This is a genomic window from Vibrio metoecus (genome assembly GCF_009665255.1).
Lineage (GTDB): Bacteria > Pseudomonadota > Gammaproteobacteria > Enterobacterales > Vibrionaceae > Vibrio > Vibrio metoecus_B.
On the sequence record NZ_CP035686.1, the window covers coordinates 1,124,601 to 1,144,022 of the forward strand.

The following is a 19,422-nucleotide window of genomic DNA, read 5'->3' on the forward strand; positions in this document are numbered from 1 at the left end:
CATTTATCTGAACTGATTTCGTGGCGAAGGAAGAGTGTCAATTATCAACACACTCAAAAGTATTAGGGTCTGAGGCTTTATATGGGAATTCATGCTTTGTTGTCTTTAGCAAATCTTGCAGCGAATCAGCTGCTCGTGATTGATAGAAATGGAAATATCGCGATCATCAACGCAGGAGAAGCAGTTCCTGAAGGTGCGATTATCCTTGACCCCAATGGTAGTAGCCTAGTTCCTGGTGAACAAGCCAAACCTAGCGCGCAACTTGCCGATGCTCAAGGCAATACCCAGCTTATAACTGATGATATTGAGCAGATTTTAACGGCGCTAGAACAAGGTGCCGATCCTACAGCATTAGGTGAAGATCTCGCCCCAGCCGCAGGCGGAGTCCAAGGTTCATCAATAACGGGTAGTGCCTCAATTGAACGTGATGGTACAGAAATTATTGCCGCTACACAATTTGATACATCTGGCTTCGAAGCCATTGGCCTATCAAGAACACAAAGTTTGAGTCTGTTGAATCTATTACAAAGTTCGGTTGTTGTACCAAATCAAGAGAACGTTGCCCCTACGTTTGAAAATACAATAAATGGTGAATACATCTTTAATTATAATGAAAACAGTAACGATAGCACCATTATTGGTATTGTTAACGCTATCGATCCAGAAGGATCGGCGGTGACTTATAACATAGCCAGTGGCAATCAAAATGGCTGGTTTGAAATTGATCCAGTAACTGGAGTGATTAGTTTAACCTCGGTAGGTATTGCTGCGGTTGCAAATGATTTTGAAGCGTTGGCTAATGTCCATAATTTAGTTATCAGTGCATCTGATGGGGTCAATGTCACTAACATTAATGTCACATTGACCGAACAAAACGTGGATGAGTCAGGCTCGTTCGTTGCGCAGACGGTGACGTACGCGGAAAACCAAGTGGCGGACGCGGTGGTTGGCACCTTGTCGGGCGGCGACCTAGACGGCGTGACGAGTTACCAGTTCAAGCACACAGACGGCTCGTTACACAACACCAGTCAAGATGGCTTCTACACCATCGATGCGAACGGCAATATCCGCATCACGGCCGCGGGCGTGGCGTCGGACGTGAACGACTTCGAGAAAGGCGCGAACAGCGGCGACTACCAAGTGGTGATGACCGACGGCTTCGGCTCGACAGCGGAAGCGACGGTGACCCTGAAAGAGAGCAACGTGGATGAGTCAGGCTCGTTCGTTGCGCAGACGGTGACGTACGCGGAAAACCAAGTGGCGGACGCGGTGGTTGGCACCTTGTCGGGCGGCGACCTAGACGGCGTGACGAGTTACCAGTTCAAGCACACAGACGGCTCGTTACACAACACCAGTCAAGATGGCTTCTACACCATCGATGCGAACGGCAATATCCGCATCACGGCCGCGGGCGTGGCGTCGGACGTGAACGACTTCGAGAAAGGCGCGAACAGCGGCGACTACCAAGTGGTGATGACCGACGGCTTCGGCTCGACAGCGGAAGCGACGGTGACCCTGAAAGAGAGCAACGTGGATGAGTCAGGCTCGTTCGTTGCGCAGACGGTGACGTACGCGGAAAACCAAGTGGCGGACGCGGTGGTTGGCACCTTGTCGGGCGGCGACCTAGACGGCGTGACGAGTTACCAGTTCAAGCACACAGACGGCTCGTTACACAACACCAGTCAAGATGGCTTCTACACCATCGATGCGAACGGCAATATCCGCATCACGGCCGCGGGCGTGGCGTCGGACGTGAACGACTTCGAGAAAGGCGCGAACAGCGGCGACTACCAAGTGGTGATGACCGACGGCTTCGGCTCGACAGCGGAAGCGACGGTGACCCTGAAAGAGAGCAACGTGGATGAGTCAGGCTCGTTCGTTGCGCAGACGGTGACGTACGCGGAAAACCAAGTGGCGGACGCGGTGGTTGGCACCTTGTCGGGCGGCGACCTAGACGGCGTGACGAGTTACCAGTTCAAGCACACAGACGGCTCGTTACACAACACCAGTCAAGATGGCTTCTACACCATCGATGCGAACGGCAATATCCGCATCACGGCCGCGGGCGTGGCGTCGGACGTGAACGACTTCGAGAAAGGCGCGAACAGCGGCGACTACCAAGTGGTGATGACCGACGGCTTCGGCTCGACAGCGGAAGCGACGGTGACCCTGAAAGAGAGCAACGTGGATGAGTCAGGCTCGTTCGTTGCGCAGACGGTGACGTACGCGGAAAACCAAGTGGCGGACGCGGTGGTTGGCACCTTGTCGGGCGGCGACCTAGACGGCGTGACGAGTTACCAGTTCAAGCACACAGACGGCTCGTTACACAACACCAGTCAAGATGGCTTCTACACCATCGATGCGAACGGCAATATCCGCATCACGGCCGCGGGCGTGGCGTCGGACGTGAACGACTTCGAGAAAGGCGCGAACAGCGGCGACTACCAAGTGGTGATGACCGACGGCTTCGGCTCGACAGCGGAAGCGACGGTGACCCTGAAAGAGAGCAACGTGGATGAGTCAGGCTCGTTCGTTGCGCAGACGGTGACGTACGCGGAAAACCAAGTGGCGGACGCGGTGGTTGGCACCTTGTCGGGCGGCGACCTAGACGGCGTGACGAGTTACCAGTTCAAGCACACAGACGGCTCGTTACACAACACCAGTCAAGATGGCTTCTACACCATCGATGCGAACGGCAATATCCGCATCACGGCCGCGGGCGTGGCGTCGGACGTGAACGACTTCGAGAAAGGCGCGAACAGCGGCGACTACCAAGTGGTGATGACCGACGGCTTCGGCTCGACAGCGGAAGCGACGGTGACCCTGAAAGAGAGCAACGTGGATGAGTCAGGCTCGTTCGTTGCGCAGACGGTGACGTACGCGGAAAACCAAGTGGCGGACGCGGTGGTTGGCACCTTGTCGGGCGGCGACCTAGACGGCGTGACGAGTTACCAGTTCAAGCACACAGACGGCTCGTTACACAACACCAGTCAAGATGGCTTCTACACCATCGATGCGAACGGCAATATCCGCATCACGGCCGCGGGCGTGGCGTCGGACGTGAACGACTTCGAGAAAGGCGCGAACAGCGGCGACTACCAAGTGGTGATGACCGACGGCTTCGGCTCGACAGCGGAAGCGACGGTGACCCTGAAAGAGAGCAACGTGGATGAGTCAGGCTCGTTCGTTGCGCAGACGGTGACGTACGCGGAAAACCAAGTGGCGGACGCGGTGGTTGGCACCTTGTCGGGCGGCGACCTAGACGGCGTGACGAGTTACCAGTTCAAGCACACAGACGGCTCGTTACACAACACCAGTCAAGATGGCTTCTACACCATCGATGCGAACGGCAATATCCGCATCACGGCCGCGGGCGTGGCGTCGGACGTGAACGACTTCGAGAAAGGCGCGAACAGCGGCGACTACCAAGTGGTGATGACCGACGGCTTCGGCTCGACAGCGGAAGCGACGGTGACCCTGAAAGAGAGCAACGTGGATGAGTCAGGCTCGTTCGTTGCGCAGACGGTGACGTACGCGGAAAACCAAGTGGCGGACGCGGTGGTTGGCACCTTGTCGGGCGGCGACCTAGACGGCGTGACGAGTTACCAGTTCAAGCACACAGACGGCTCGTTACACAACACCAGTCAAGATGGCTTCTACACCATCGATGCGAACGGCAATATCCGCATCACGGCCGCGGGCGTGGCGTCGGACGTGAACGACTTCGAGAAAGGCGCGAACAGCGGCGACTACCAAGTGGTGATGACCGACGGCTTCGGCTCGACAGCGGAAGCGACGGTGACCCTGAAAGAGAGCAACGTGGATGAGTCAGGCTCGTTCGTTGCGCAGACGGTGACGTACGCGGAAAACCAAGTGGCGGACGCGGTGGTTGGCACCTTGTCGGGCGGCGACCTAGACGGCGTGACGAGTTACCAGTTCAAGCACACAGACGGCTCGTTACACAACACCAGTCAAGATGGCTTCTACACCATCGATGCGAACGGCAATATCCGCATCACGGCCGCGGGCGTGGCGTCGGACGTGAACGACTTCGAGAAAGGCGCGAACAGCGGCGACTACCAAGTGGTGATGACCGACGGCTTCGGCTCGACAGCGGAAGCGACGGTGACCCTGAAAGAGAGCAACGTGGATGAGTCAGGCTCGTTCGTTGCGCAGACGGTGACGTACGCGGAAAACCAAGTGGCGGACGCGGTGGTTGGCACCTTGTCGGGCGGCGACCTAGACGGCGTGACGAGTTACCAGTTCAAGCACACAGACGGCTCGTTACACAACACCAGTCAAGATGGCTTCTACACCATCGATGCGAACGGCAATATCCGCATCACGGCCGCGGGCGTGGCGTCGGACGTGAACGACTTCGAGAAAGGCGCGAACAGCGGCGACTACCAAGTGGTGATGACCGACGGCTTCGGCTCGACAGCGGAAGCGACGGTGACCCTGAAAGAGAGCAACGTGGATGAGTCAGGCTCGTTCGTTGCGCAGACGGTGACGTACGCGGAAAACCAAGTGGCGGACGCGGTGGTTGGCACCTTGTCGGGCGGCGACCTAGACGGCGTGACGAGTTACCAGTTCAAGCACACAGACGGCTCGTTACACAACACCAGTCAAGATGGCTTCTACACCATCGATGCGAACGGCAATATCCGCATCACGGCCGCGGGCGTGGCGTCGGACGTGAACGACTTCGAGAAAGGCGCGAACAGCGGCGACTACCAAGTGGTGATGACCGACGGCTTCGGCTCGACAGCGGAAGCGACGGTGACCCTGAAAGAGAGCAACGTGGATGAGTCAGGCTCGTTCGTTGCGCAGACGGTGACGTACGCGGAAAACCAAGTGGCGGACGCGGTGGTTGGCACCTTGTCGGGCGGCGACCTAGACGGCGTGACGAGTTACCAGTTCAAGCACACAGACGGCTCGTTACACAACACCAGTCAAGATGGCTTCTACACCATCGATGCGAACGGCAATATCCGCATCACGGCCGCGGGCGTGGCGTCGGACGTGAACGACTTCGAGAAAGGCGCGAACAGCGGCGACTACCAAGTGGTGATGACCGACGGCTTCGGCTCGACAGCGGAAGCGACGGTGACCCTGAAAGAGAGCAACGTGGATGAGTCAGGCTCGTTCGTTGCGCAGACGGTGACGTACGCGGAAAACCAAGTGGCGGACGCGGTGGTTGGCACCTTGTCGGGCGGCGACCTAGACGGCGTGACGAGTTACCAGTTCAAGCACACAGACGGCTCGTTACACAACACCAGTCAAGATGGCTTCTACACCATCGATGCGAACGGCAATATCCGCATCACGGCCGCGGGCGTGGCGTCGGACGTGAACGACTTCGAGAAAGGCGCGAACAGCGGCGACTACCAAGTGGTGATGACCGACGGCTTCGGCTCGACAGCGGAAGCGACGGTGACCCTGAAAGAGAGCAACGTGGATGAGTCAGGCTCGTTCGTTGCGCAGACGGTGACGTACGCGGAAAACCAAGTGGCGGACGCGGTGGTTGGCACCTTGTCGGGCGGCGACCTAGACGGCGTGACGAGTTACCAGTTCAAGCACACAGACGGCTCGTTACACAACACCAGTCAAGATGGCTTCTACACCATCGATGCGAACGGCAATATCCGCATCACGGCCGCGGGCGTGGCGTCGGACGTGAACGACTTCGAGAAAGGCGCGAACAGCGGCGACTACCAAGTGGTGATGACCGACGGCTTCGGCTCGACAGCGGAAGCGACGGTGACCCTGAAAGAGAGCAACGTGGATGAGTCAGGCTCGTTCGTTGCGCAGACGGTGACGTACGCGGAAAACCAAGTGGCGGACGCGGTGGTTGGCACCTTGTCGGGCGGCGACCTAGACGGCGTGACGAGTTACCAGTTCAAGCACACAGACGGCTCGTTACACAACACCAGTCAAGATGGCTTCTACACCATCGATGCGAACGGCAATATCCGCATCACGGCCGCGGGCGTGGCGTCGGACGTGAACGACTTCGAGAAAGGCGCGAACAGCGGCGACTACCAAGTGGTGATGACCGACGGCTTCGGCTCGACAGCGGAAGCGACGGTGACCCTGAAAGAGAGCAACGTGGATGAGTCAGGCTCGTTCGTTGCGCAGACGGTGACGTACGCGGAAAACCAAGTGGCGGACGCGGTGGTTGGCACCTTGTCGGGCGGCGACCTAGACGGCGTGACGAGTTACCAGTTCAAGCACACAGACGGCTCGTTACACAACACCAGTCAAGATGGCTTCTACACCATCGATGCGAACGGCAATATCCGCATCACGGCCGCGGGCGTGGCGTCGGACGTGAACGACTTCGAGAAAGGCGCGAACAGCGGCGACTACCAAGTGGTGATGACCGACGGCTTCGGCTCGACAGCGGAAGCGACGGTGACCCTGAAAGAGAGCAACGTGGATGAGTCAGGCTCGTTCGTTGCGCAGACGGTGACGTACGCGGAAAACCAAGTGGCGGACGCGGTGGTTGGCACCTTGTCGGGCGGCGACCTAGACGGCGTGACGAGTTACCAGTTCAAGCACACAGACGGCTCGTTACACAACACCAGTCAAGATGGCTTCTACACCATCGATGCGAACGGCAATATCCGCATCACGGCCGCGGGCGTGGCGTCGGACGTGAACGACTTCGAGAAAGGCGCGAACAGCGGCGACTACCAAGTGGTGATGACCGACGGCTTCGGCTCGACAGCGGAAGCGACGGTGACCCTGAAAGAGAGCAACGTGGATGAGTCAGGCTCGTTCGTTGCGCAGACGGTGACGTACGCGGAAAACCAAGTGGCGGACGCGGTGGTTGGCACCTTGTCGGGCGGCGACCTAGACGGCGTGACGAGTTACCAGTTCAAGCACACAGACGGCTCGTTACACAACACCAGTCAAGATGGCTTCTACACCATCGATGCGAACGGCAATATCCGCATCACGGCCGCGGGCGTGGCGTCGGACGTGAACGACTTCGAGAAAGGCGCGAACAGCGGCGACTACCAAGTGGTGATGACCGACGGCTTCGGCTCGACAGCGGAAGCGACGGTGACCCTGAAAGAGAGCAACGTGGATGAGTCAGGCTCGTTCGTTGCGCAGACGGTGACGTACGCGGAAAACCAAGTGGCGGACGCGGTGGTTGGCACCTTGTCGGGCGGCGACCTAGACGGCGTGACGAGTTACCAGTTCAAGCACACAGACGGCTCGTTACACAACACCAGTCAAGATGGCTTCTACACCATCGATGCGAACGGCAATATCCGCATCACGGCCGCGGGCGTGGCGTCGGACGTGAACGACTTCGAGAAAGGCGCGAACAGCGGCGACTACCAAGTGGTGATGACCGACGGCTTCGGCTCGACAGCGGAAGCGACGGTGACCCTGAAAGAGAGCAACGTGGATGAGTCAGGCTCGTTCGTTGCGCAGACGGTGACGTACGCGGAAAACCAAGTGGCGGACGCGGTGGTTGGCACCTTGTCGGGCGGCGACCTAGACGGCGTGACGAGTTACCAGTTCAAGCACACAGACGGCTCGTTACACAACACCAGTCAAGATGGCTTCTACACCATCGATGCGAACGGCAATATCCGCATCACGGCCGCGGGCGTGGCGTCGGACGTGAACGACTTCGAGAAAGGCGCGAACAGCGGCGACTACCAAGTGGTGATGACCGACGGCTTCGGCTCGACAGCGGAAGCGACGGTGACCCTGAAAGAGAGCAACGTGGATGAGTCAGGCTCGTTCGTTGCGCAGACGGTGACGTACGCGGAAAACCAAGTGGCGGACGCGGTGGTTGGCACCTTGTCGGGCGGCGACCTAGACGGCGTGACGAGTTACCAGTTCAAGCACACAGACGGCTCGTTACACAACACCAGTCAAGATGGCTTCTACACCATCGATGCGAACGGCAATATCCGCATCACGGCCGCGGGCGTGGCGTCGGACGTGAACGACTTCGAGAAAGGCGCGAACAGCGGCGACTACCAAGTGGTGATGACCGACGGCTTCGGCTCGACAGCGGAAGCGACGGTGACCCTGAAAGAGAGCAACGTGGATGAGTCAGGCTCGTTCGTTGCGCAGACGGTGACGTACGCGGAAAACCAAGTGGCGGACGCGGTGGTTGGCACCTTGTCGGGCGGCGACCTAGACGGCGTGACGAGTTACCAGTTCAAGCACACAGACGGCTCGTTACACAACACCAGTCAAGATGGCTTCTACACCATCGATGCGAACGGCAATATCCGCATCACGGCCGCGGGCGTGGCGTCGGACGTGAACGACTTCGAGAAAGGCGCGAACAGCGGCGACTACCAAGTGGTGATGACCGACGGCTTCGGCTCGACAGCGGAAGCGACGGTGACCCTGAAAGAGAGCAACGTGGATGAGTCAGGCTCGTTCGTTGCGCAGACGGTGACGTACGCGGAAAACCAAGTGGCGGACGCGGTGGTTGGCACCTTGTCGGGCGGCGACCTAGACGGCGTGACGAGTTACCAGTTCAAGCACACAGACGGCTCGTTACACAACACCAGTCAAGATGGCTTCTACACCATCGATGCGAACGGCAATATCCGCATCACGGCCGCGGGCGTGGCGTCGGACGTGAACGACTTCGAGAAAGGCGCGAACAGCGGCGACTACCAAGTGGTGATGACCGACGGCTTCGGCTCGACAGCGGAAGCGACGGTGACCCTGAAAGAGAGCAACGTGGATGAGTCAGGCTCGTTCGTTGCGCAGACGGTGACGTACGCGGAAAACCAAGTGGCGGACGCGGTGGTTGGCACCTTGTCGGGCGGCGACCTAGACGGCGTGACGAGTTACCAGTTCAAGCACACAGACGGCTCGTTACACAACACCAGTCAAGATGGCTTCTACACCATCGATGCGAACGGCAATATCCGCATCACGGCCGCGGGCGTGGCGTCGGACGTGAACGACTTCGAGAAAGGCGCGAACAGCGGCGACTACCAAGTGGTGATGACCGACGGCTTCGGCTCGACAGCGGAAGCGACGGTGACCCTGAAAGAGAGCAACGTGGATGAGTCAGGCTCGTTCGTTGCGCAGACGGTGACGTACGCGGAAAACCAAGTGGCGGACGCGGTGGTTGGCACCTTGTCGGGCGGCGACCTAGACGGCGTGACGAGTTACCAGTTCAAGCACACAGACGGCTCGTTACACAACACCAGTCAAGATGGCTTCTACACCATCGATGCGAACGGCAATATCCGCATCACGGCCGCGGGCGTGGCGTCGGACGTGAACGACTTCGAGAAAGGCGCGAACAGCGGCGACTACCAAGTGGTGATGACCGACGGCTTCGGCTCGACAGCGGAAGCGACGGTGACCCTGAAAGAGAGCAACGTGGATGAGTCAGGCTCGTTCGTTGCGCAGACGGTGACGTACGCGGAAAACCAAGTGGCGGACGCGGTGGTTGGCACCTTGTCGGGCGGCGACCTAGACGGCGTGACGAGTTACCAGTTCAAGCACACAGACGGCTCGTTACACAACACCAGTCAAGATGGCTTCTACACCATCGATGCGAACGGCAATATCCGCATCACGGCCGCGGCGTGGCGTCGGACGTGAACGACTTCGAGAAAGGCGCGAACAGCGGCGACTACCAAGTGGTGATGACCGACGGCTTCGGCTCGACAGCGGAAGCGACGGTGACCCTGAAAGAGAGCAACGTGGATGAGTCAGGCTCGTTCGTTGCGCAGACGGTGACGTACGCGGAAAACCAAGTGGCGGACGCGGTGGTTGGCACCTTGTCGGGCGGCGACCTAGACGGCGTGACGAGTTACCAGTTCAAGCACACAGACGGCTCGTTACACAACACCAGTCAAGATGGCTTCTACACCATCGATGCGAACGGCAATATCCGCATCACGGCCGCGGGCGTGGCGTCGGACGTGAACGACTTCGAGAAAGGCGCGAACAGCGGCGACTACCAAGTGGTGATGACCGACGGCTTCGGCTCGACAGCGGAAGCGACGGTGACCCTGAAAGAGAGCAACGTGGATGAGTCAGGCTCGTTCGTTGCGCAGACGGTGACGTACGCGGAAAACCAAGTGGCGGACGCGGTGGTTGGCACCTTGTCGGGCGGCGACCTAGACGGCGTGACGAGTTACCAGTTCAAGCACACAGACGGCTCGTTACACAACACCAGTCAAGATGGCTTCTACACCATCGATGCGAACGGCAATATCCGCATCACGGCCGCGGGCGTGGCGTCGGACGTGAACGACTTCGAGAAAGGCGCGAACAGCGGCGACTACCAAGTGGTGATGACCGACGGCTTCGGCTCGACAGCGGAAGCGACGGTGACCCTGAAAGAGAGCAACGTGGATGAGTCAGGCTCGTTCGTTGCGCAGACGGTGACGTACGCGGAAAACCAAGTGGCGGACGCGGTGGTTGGCACCTTGTCGGGCGGCGACCTAGACGGCGTGACGAGTTACCAGTTCAAGCACACAGACGGCTCGTTACACAACACCAGTCAAGATGGCTTCTACACCATCGATGCGAACGGCAATATCCGCATCACGGCCGCGGGCGTGGCGTCGGACGTGAACGACTTCGAGAAAGGCGCGAACAGCGGCGACTACCAAGTGGTGATGACCGACGGCTTCGGCTCGACAGCGGAAGCGACGGTGACCCTGAAAGAGAGCAACGTGGATGAGTCAGGCTCGTTCGTTGCGCAGACGGTGACGTACGCGGAAAACCAAGTGGCGGACGCGGTGGTTGGCACCTTGTCGGGCGGCGACCTAGACGGCGTGACGAGTTACCAGTTCAAGCACACAGACGGCTCGTTACACAACACCAGTCAAGATGGCTTCTACACCATCGATGCGAACGGCAATATCCGCATCACGGCCGCGGGCGTGGCGTCGGACGTGAACGACTTCGAGAAAGGCGCGAACAGCGGCGACTACCAAGTGGTGATGACCGACGGCTTCGGCTCGACAGCGGAAGCGACGGTGACCCTGAAAGAGAGCAACGTGGATGAGTCAGGCTCGTTCGTTGCGCAGACGGTGACGTACGCGGAAAACCAAGTGGCGGACGCGGTGGTTGGCACCTTGTCGGGCGGCGACCTAGACGGCGTGACGAGTTACCAGTTCAAGCACACAGACGGCTCGTTACACAACACCAGTCAAGATGGCTTCTACACCATCGATGCGAACGGCAATATCCGCATCACGGCCGCGGGCGTGGCGTCGGACGTGAACGACTTCGAGAAAGGCGCGAACAGCGGCGACTACCAAGTGGTGATGACCGACGGCTTCGGCTCGACAGCGGAAGCGACGGTGACCCTGAAAGAGAGCAACGTGGATGAGTCAGGCTCGTTCGTTGCGCAGACGGTGACGTACGCGGAAAACCAAGTGGCGGACGCGGTGGTTGGCACCTTGTCGGGCGGCGACCTAGACGGCGTGACGAGTTACCAGTTCAAGCACACAGACGGCTCGTTACACAACACCAGTCAAGATGGCTTCTACACCATCGATGCGAACGGCAATATCCGCATCACGGCCGCGGGCGTGGCGTCGGACGTGAACGACTTCGAGAAAGGCGCGAACAGCGGCGACTACCAAGTGGTGATGACCGACGGCTTCGGCTCGACAGCGGAAGCGACGGTGACCCTGAAAGAGAGCAACGTGGATGAGTCAGGCTCGTTCGTTGCGCAGACGGTGACGTACGCGGAAAACCAAGTGGCGGACGCGGTGGTTGGCACCTTGTCGGGCGGCGACCTAGACGGCGTGACGAGTTACCAGTTCAAGCACACAGACGGCTCGTTACACAACACCAGTCAAGATGGCTTCTACACCATCGATGCGAACGGCAATATCCGCATCACGGCCGCGGGCGTGGCGTCGGACGTGAACGACTTCGAGAAAGGCGCGAACAGCGGCGACTACCAAGTGGTGATGACCGACGGCTTCGGCTCGACAGCGGAAGCGACGGTGACCCTGAAAGAGAGCAACGTGGATGAGTCAGGCTCGTTCGTTGCGCAGACGGTGACGTACGCGGAAAACCAAGTGGCGGACGCGGTGGTTGGCACCTTGTCGGGCGGCGACCTAGACGGCGTGACGAGTTACCAGTTCAAGCACACAGACGGCTCGTTACACAACACCAGTCAAGATGGCTTCTACACCATCGATGCGAACGGCAATATCCGCATCACGGCCGCGGGCGTGGCGTCGGACGTGAACGACTTCGAGAAAGGCGCGAACAGCGGCGACTACCAAGTGGTGATGACCGACGGCTTCGGCTCGACAGCGGAAGCGACGGTGACCCTGAAAGAGAGCAACGTGGATGAGTCAGGCTCGTTCGTTGCGCAGACGGTGACGTACGCGGAAAACCAAGTGGCGGACGCGGTGGTTGGCACCTTGTCGGGCGGCGACCTAGACGGCGTGACGAGTTACCAGTTCAAGCACACAGACGGCTCGTTACACAACACCAGTCAAGATGGCTTCTACACCATCGATGCGAACGGCAATATCCGCATCACGGCCGCGGGCGTGGCGTCGGACGTGAACGACTTCGAGAAAGGCGCGAACAGCGGCGACTACCAAGTGGTGATGACCGACGGCTTCGGCTCGACAGCGGAAGCGACGGTGACCCTGAAAGAGAGCAACGTGGATGAGTCAGGCTCGTTCGTTGCGCAGACGGTGACGTACGCGGAAAACCAAGTGGCGGACGCGGTGGTTGGCACCTTGTCGGGCGGCGACCTAGACGGCGTGACGAGTTACCAGTTCAAGCACACAGACGGCTCGTTACACAACACCAGTCAAGATGGCTTCTACACCATCGATGCGAACGGCAATATCCGCATCACGGCCGCGGGCGTGGCGTCGGACGTGAACGACTTCGAGAAAGGCGCGAACAGCGGCGACTACCAAGTGGTGATGACCGACGGCTTCGGCTCGACAGCGGAAGCGACGGTGACCCTGAAAGAGAGCAACGTGGATGAGTCAGGCTCGTTCGTTGCGCAGACGGTGACGTACGCGGAAAACCAAGTGGCGGACGCGGTGGTTGGCACCTTGTCGGGCGGCGACCTAGACGGCGTGACGAGTTACCAGTTCAAGCACACAGACGGCTCGTTACACAACACCAGTCAAGATGGCTTCTACACCATCGATGCGAACGGCAATATCCGCATCACGGCCGCGGGCGTGGCGTCGGACGTGAACGACTTCGAGAAAGGCGCGAACAGCGGCGACTACCAAGTGGTGATGACCGACGGCTTCGGCTCGACAGCGGAAGCGACGGTGACCCTGAAAGAGAGCAACGTGGATGAGTCAGGCTCGTTCGTTGCGCAGACGGTGACGTACGCGGAAAACCAAGTGGCGGACGCGGTGGTTGGCACCTTGTCGGGCGGCGACCTAGACGGCGTGACGAGTTACCAGTTCAAGCACACAGACGGCTCGTTACACAACACCAGTCAAGATGGCTTCTACACCATCGATGCGAACGGCAATATCCGCATCACGGCCGCGGGCGTGGCGTCGGACGTGAACGACTTCGAGAAAGGCGCGAACAGCGGCGACTACCAAGTGGTGATGACCGACGGCTTCGGCTCGACAGCGGAAGCGACGGTGACCCTGAAAGAGAGCAACGTGGATGAGTCAGGCTCGTTCGTTGCGCAGACGGTGACGTACGCGGAAAACCAAGTGGCGGACGCGGTGGTTGGCACCTTGTCGGGCGGCGACCTAGACGGCGTGACGAGTTACCAGTTCAAGCACACAGACGGCTCGTTACACAACACCAGTCAAGATGGCTTCTACACCATCGATGCGAACGGCAATATCCGCATCACGGCCGCGGGCGTGGCGTCGGACGTGAACGACTTCGAGAAAGGCGCGAACAGCGGCGACTACCAAGTGGTGATGACCGACGGCTTCGGCTCGACAGCGGAAGCGACGGTGACCCTGAAAGAGAGCAACGTGGATGAGTCAGGCTCGTTCGTTGCGCAGACGGTGACGTACGCGGAAAACCAAGTGGCGGACGCGGTGGTTGGCACCTTGTCGGGCGGCGACCTAGACGGCGTGACGAGTTACCAGTTCAAGCACACAGACGGCTCGTTACACAACACCAGTCAAGATGGCTTCTACACCATCGATGCGAACGGCAATATCCGCATCACGGCCGCGGGCGTGGCGTCGGACGTGAACGACTTCGAGAAAGGCGCGAACAGCGGCGACTACCAAGTGGTGATGACCGACGGCTTCGGCTCGACAGCGGAAGCGACGGTGACCCTGAAAGAGAGCAACGTGGATGAGTCAGGCTCGTTCGTTGCGCAGACGGTGACGTACGCGGAAAACCAAGTGGCGGACGCGGTGGTTGGCACCTTGTCGGGCGGCGACCTAGACGGCGTGACGAGTTACCAGTTCAAGCACACAGACGGCTCGTTACACAACACCAGTCAAGATGGCTTCTACACCATCGATGCGAACGGCAATATCCGCATCACGGCCGCGGGCGTGGCGTCGGACGTGAACGACTTCGAGAAAGGCGCGAACAGCGGCGACTACCAAGTGGTGATGACCGACGGCTTCGGCTCGACAGCGGAAGCGACGGTGACCCTGAAAGAGAGCAACGTGGATGAGTCAGGCTCGTTCGTTGCGCAGACGGTGACGTACGCGGAAAACCAAGTGGCGGACGCGGTGGTTGGCACCTTGTCGGGCGGCGACCTAGACGGCGTGACGAGTTACCAGTTCAAGCACACAGACGGCTCGTTACACAACACCAGTCAAGATGGCTTCTACACCATCGATGCGAACGGCAATATCCGCATCACGGCCGCGGGCGTGGCGTCGGACGTGAACGACTTCGAGAAAGGCGCGAACAGCGGCGACTACCAAGTGGTGATGACCGACGGCTTCGGCTCGACAGCGGAAGCGACGGTGACCCTGAAAGAGAGCAACGTGGATGAGTCAGGCTCGTTCGTTGCGCAGACGGTGACGTACGCGGAAAACCAAGTGGCGGACGCGGTGGTTGGCACCTTGTCGGGCGGCGACCTAGACGGCGTGACGAGTTACCAGTTCAAGCACACAGACGGCTCGTTACACAACACCAGTCAAGATGGCTTCTACACCATCGATGCGAACGGCAATATCCGCATCACGGCCGCGGGCGTGGCGTCGGACGTGAACGACTTCGAGAAAGGCGCGAACAGCGGCGACTACCAAGTGGTGATGACCGACGGCTTCGGCTCGACAGCGGAAGCGACGGTGACCCTGAAAGAGAGCAACGTGGATGAGTCAGGCTCGTTCGTTGCGCAGACGGTGACGTACGCGGAAAACCAAGTGGCGGACGCGGTGGTTGGCACCTTGTCGGGCGGCGACCTAGACGGCGTGACGAGTTACCAGTTCAAGCACACAGACGGCTCGTTACACAACACCAGTCAAGATGGCTTCTACACCATCGATGCGAACGGCAATATCCGCATCACGGCCGCGGGCGTGGCGTCGGACGTGAACGACTTCGAGAAAGGCGCGAACAGCGGCGACTACCAAGTGGTGATGACCGACGGCTTCGGCTCGACAGCGGAAGCGACGGTGACCCTGAAAGAGAGCAACGTGGATGAAGCGCTTAATATTTCAGGGTTGAATGGGGCTAATGCTGAGTTAACTGTCCATGAATCTCATCTTTCGGGTGGTTCGTCGCCAGATCACTCTGCTCTTAGCAAAGTAGGGAGTTTCAGTTTTACTTCTATTGACGGCTTAGCGTCTTTAGTGATCGCGGGTCATAGTTTTAGTGTGGCAGAACTTCTTGCGTTGAATTCATCTGAAGCAACAATTTCAACGCCTTATGGTGAACTCACCTTGACGGGTTTCAGTGGTGATCTCACTGGTGGAACAGTTCAATACGAATATACGTTGAACGAAAATGTGGATAACGATTCAACCACCAATGCAAATGACACGGACTATACCGATCATATCTCTGTGACTGTGATTGATGTGGATGGCAGCCAGATCACAGATAGCTTAGACGTTAAAATTGTTGATGATGTTTCTACGGCTCTTGATGACCGTGGTGAAGTGGACATTGTTGTTGACAGTTTCACGGTCTCTGGTGTGGTTGCTAACTGGACATCATGGAGTAATGGTACCAACGTAACCACGTTTGATGGCACTAATGCACCAAATGGTGGTGGCTTAGATAATGACAGTGGAAAAGACCAAATCCGTTGGGGTCAACCCGCCAGCTCATACAGCTCTGGCTACGGATTTATCGATAATGATAGTGCGCTAAACGGTGAGTTTGCCTTAAACCAAGATATTATTTTGGGCACTTTTACTCATTACAATTATCCCGTTTATTCAGGTGGTGCGATTACCAGTGCCAGTATGGATGTTGCGTTCTCAGTGACAGATGCCCACGGCGTACTTACACCTGTAACGTTGAAACTGAATTTTGATCACAATGAAACGCCAAATACCAATGATCCAGAAGCCTCAAAAGACATCATTAAAGTTGGTAATACCAATGTGACTTTTGAGAATGCAGGGGCTCTCTATACCTTGCAAGTGATTGGCTTTAGGATCCCTGGCACCAATCAAATTGTGACAGAAATTAGAACGGGTGAAAACGCAACTAACAGCTATGAATTAGTTGTACGTGTTGGACCTGGTGAGGGGTATGAATTGCCATCCACATCAGGCAACGTATTAGCCAATGATGTTTCTGGGGCAGATGTAGATATGACGGTTGTCGGAGCAGCCTCTGGTAATCACGTGAGTTCCGGTGTCTCAGGCAGCGTTGGATCTATGATTGCGGGCCTGTATGGCAATTTGATCTTGCTCGCTGATGGTAGCTACACATACCAAGTGACAGCGAATGCATCTTCAATTCCTAATGATGCGATCGAGATTTTCACTTACACCATGAAAGATGGTGATGGTGATACCTCAACTGCGTTACTTTCTATCAATGTGAACCGAGTTACGATGGCGGATTTCAATGCTAACCAAGATCACAAGGTTGGTTTGGAAGACACCGTGGTGGCCGGTAATGTGTTAGACAATGATGGAAGCAAAAATACCTCAGTGGATCATTTCACGGTAGGTAATGATGCCACTTCTCACGTGGTGGGTAGCCCTGTTAGCTTAGAGCAAGGTGAGCTGACGCTTAATTCGGATGGCAGTTACACATTTAAGCCAGCAGATAACTGGAATGGTGAAGTTCCGGTTATTACCTACACAACCAACACTGGAAAAACGAGCACACTCGCCATCACCATCACCCCTGTTGATGATGCGACGGTTACTCAACCTGATCATAAGTCGATTGCAGAAGATTCTATTGCGACGGGTAATGTGCTGGCCAACGATAGCGATATAGACAGCGCTCTCTCAGTCACCAGCTTCCACGTTGAGGGAGTCAATGGTGTTTATACCGCTGGTAATACGATGTATCAGTTGGCTGAAGGTACTTTAGTGCTTAAGGCAAATGGTGATTATACCTTTGATCCAAAAGATAACTGGAGCGGCTCACTGCCCCAAATTACCTATACGACTAATACCGGAGCGACAGGGACTCTGAACATCCATGTTGATGCGGTGGCTGATGCGCCGAACCTGACCATCAATGGCTATACTTCTGTTGCTGCAATCAATTTCGAGGATGCGAGATTGAATGGCAGTTGGGATGGCGTGGTTGCTAATCAGATTAAAGGTCTGAACACGATTGGAACGTGGCATACCAGCAATAATAGCGGCAAAGTTGAAATCGGTTACGAAAATATCTATGTCTCCGGTGGTTCTTCAACAAATAAAGTCATGGAAATTGAGTTCAATAACGGTGACAAGACGCTGTATACCGATATTCATGCTCAAGCGGGTCGTTTTTATGAGCTAGATTTTGATATTGCAGCTCGTGCTGGCTCTGTGAACAGTTCAGGCTTAACCATTAAGCTTGTTCCTCTGAACGCTTACGGTGTTCCTATCCTTGCAGAGGCGATCACTCTTTATGATTTCAATCCAACCAATGCGAACTGGTTGAGAGATCAAAAAGTTACGCTCCCTATTGATCAAACTGGGGAATATCGTCTGTTGTTTGAAAGCGATGATGCTAACAGCTATGGGGCGATTTTAGATAATTTGGCGTTTAAAGTTGTTGATAATATGGGCTACCGCGGAGATTTCATTAAACTGAGTGAAATTTCCACTTCACTGAATGATACCGATACCTCTGAAACCTTGAGTCTTAAATTAAAAGGAATGCCAGAAGGTTCGATATTGAAAGACGATCAAGGTCATGAAGTTACAGTGGGTTCAAATGGTGAAGTAGATATTACAGGGTGGGATTACAGCAGCTTACAAATTAAGGCGCCGAACCATGGTAATTTCAATATTACCGTTGAAGCTACGGCGACTGAAAGCAGTAACCAAGATAGTGCAACGACGAGTGCGACAATTCCGGTTACGGTATTACATCCGAATGAGTATGTGGGACGTGGCGGTGTTGATTCTTTCTTGTTGACCAAAACCGATGGTGATAATGCTAACTTGAATATTGCGCTCAATGCTTATTATGAAGGCACTACAGCGATCGCACCTGTGACACAACAAGTAGCCGTAACGATTGATACGGACTTGGTGATCCATTCAGGAGATAGTAACGATTACATCGATTTAGGCATTAGTCGCGCGGATAATACGGTTTATACCGGTAGCTCAATTCCTAACTTTAATAATTCCACGCCGTCACAATCTACACTGGCGGATAGCGCGTTTATGAAAAATGACGTGATTACTGATCATGATGGTGTGTTATTACAATCGGTACAAAGCCAAATTCAGCCGATCACTGATACGGTGAATTTAGGTAGTGGTAATGATACCGTTTATGGCGGAGGTGGAAACCTTGCCGCTTATGGCGGAGCGGGTAATGACACTCTGATTGGCGGTGATGGCAACGATGCACTCAGAGGTGGTGCGGATAATGACTATCTTTCAGGAGGTCGTGGTAATGACGTTCTACGTGGTGATTCAGGTAACGACGTTCTGATCGGTGGCCTTGGCAGTGACATCCTAACTGGTGGCTCAGGTGACGATCTCTTTAAATGGGTTGATGGTGATTTAGATAACAGTAAAGACCGGATTACCGACTTTACGATTGGTCAAGACAAGATTGATTTAAGCGATTTGTTCCCTGATGAAACCAGAACTTTAGATCAACTGCTTAATAGCCATGTTATCGAGATCTCGGGTCAGGGACAAAACTCGGAAATCGTTATCAATAAGGGATCTACAGAGCACGTTACAATCCAGCTCGATGGCGTGGCTGCGATTGATTTACTCTCTAATTTGGAAAACATAATCCACCTAAAAGATTAGTCACGCTTAAATAAGAATCCCGCCAACTGGCGGGATTTTTGTCTCTGGAGAGAATGAAGTCTACTTC

At 56.5% G+C, this 19,422-nt stretch carries 2 protein-coding genes; both read left to right on the plus strand.

The genetic code is table 11. The features are described 5' to 3' along the window. Positions 1-81: 81 nt before the first annotated feature. Positions 82-9,603, plus strand: coding sequence for a cadherin repeat domain-containing protein (locus EPB59_RS18505; RefSeq protein ID WP_241666224.1), 9,522 nt, complete (start codon positions 82-84; stop codon positions 9,601-9,603). Continuing rightward, positions 9,600-19,355, plus strand: a complete 9,756-nt coding sequence (locus tag EPB59_RS18510) for an Ig-like domain-containing protein (protein WP_241666225.1) — start codon at positions 9,600-9,602, stop codon at positions 19,353-19,355. The genes EPB59_RS18505 and EPB59_RS18510 overlap by 4 nt, the downstream gene beginning before the upstream one ends. Positions 19,356-19,422 lie beyond the last annotated feature (67 nt).

Coding starts and splice junctions, on each gene's coding strand:
- EPB59_RS18505 (WP_241666224.1), top strand. CDS start 82: ATGGGAATTCATGCTTTGTTGTCTTTAGCAAATCTTGCAGCGAATCAG.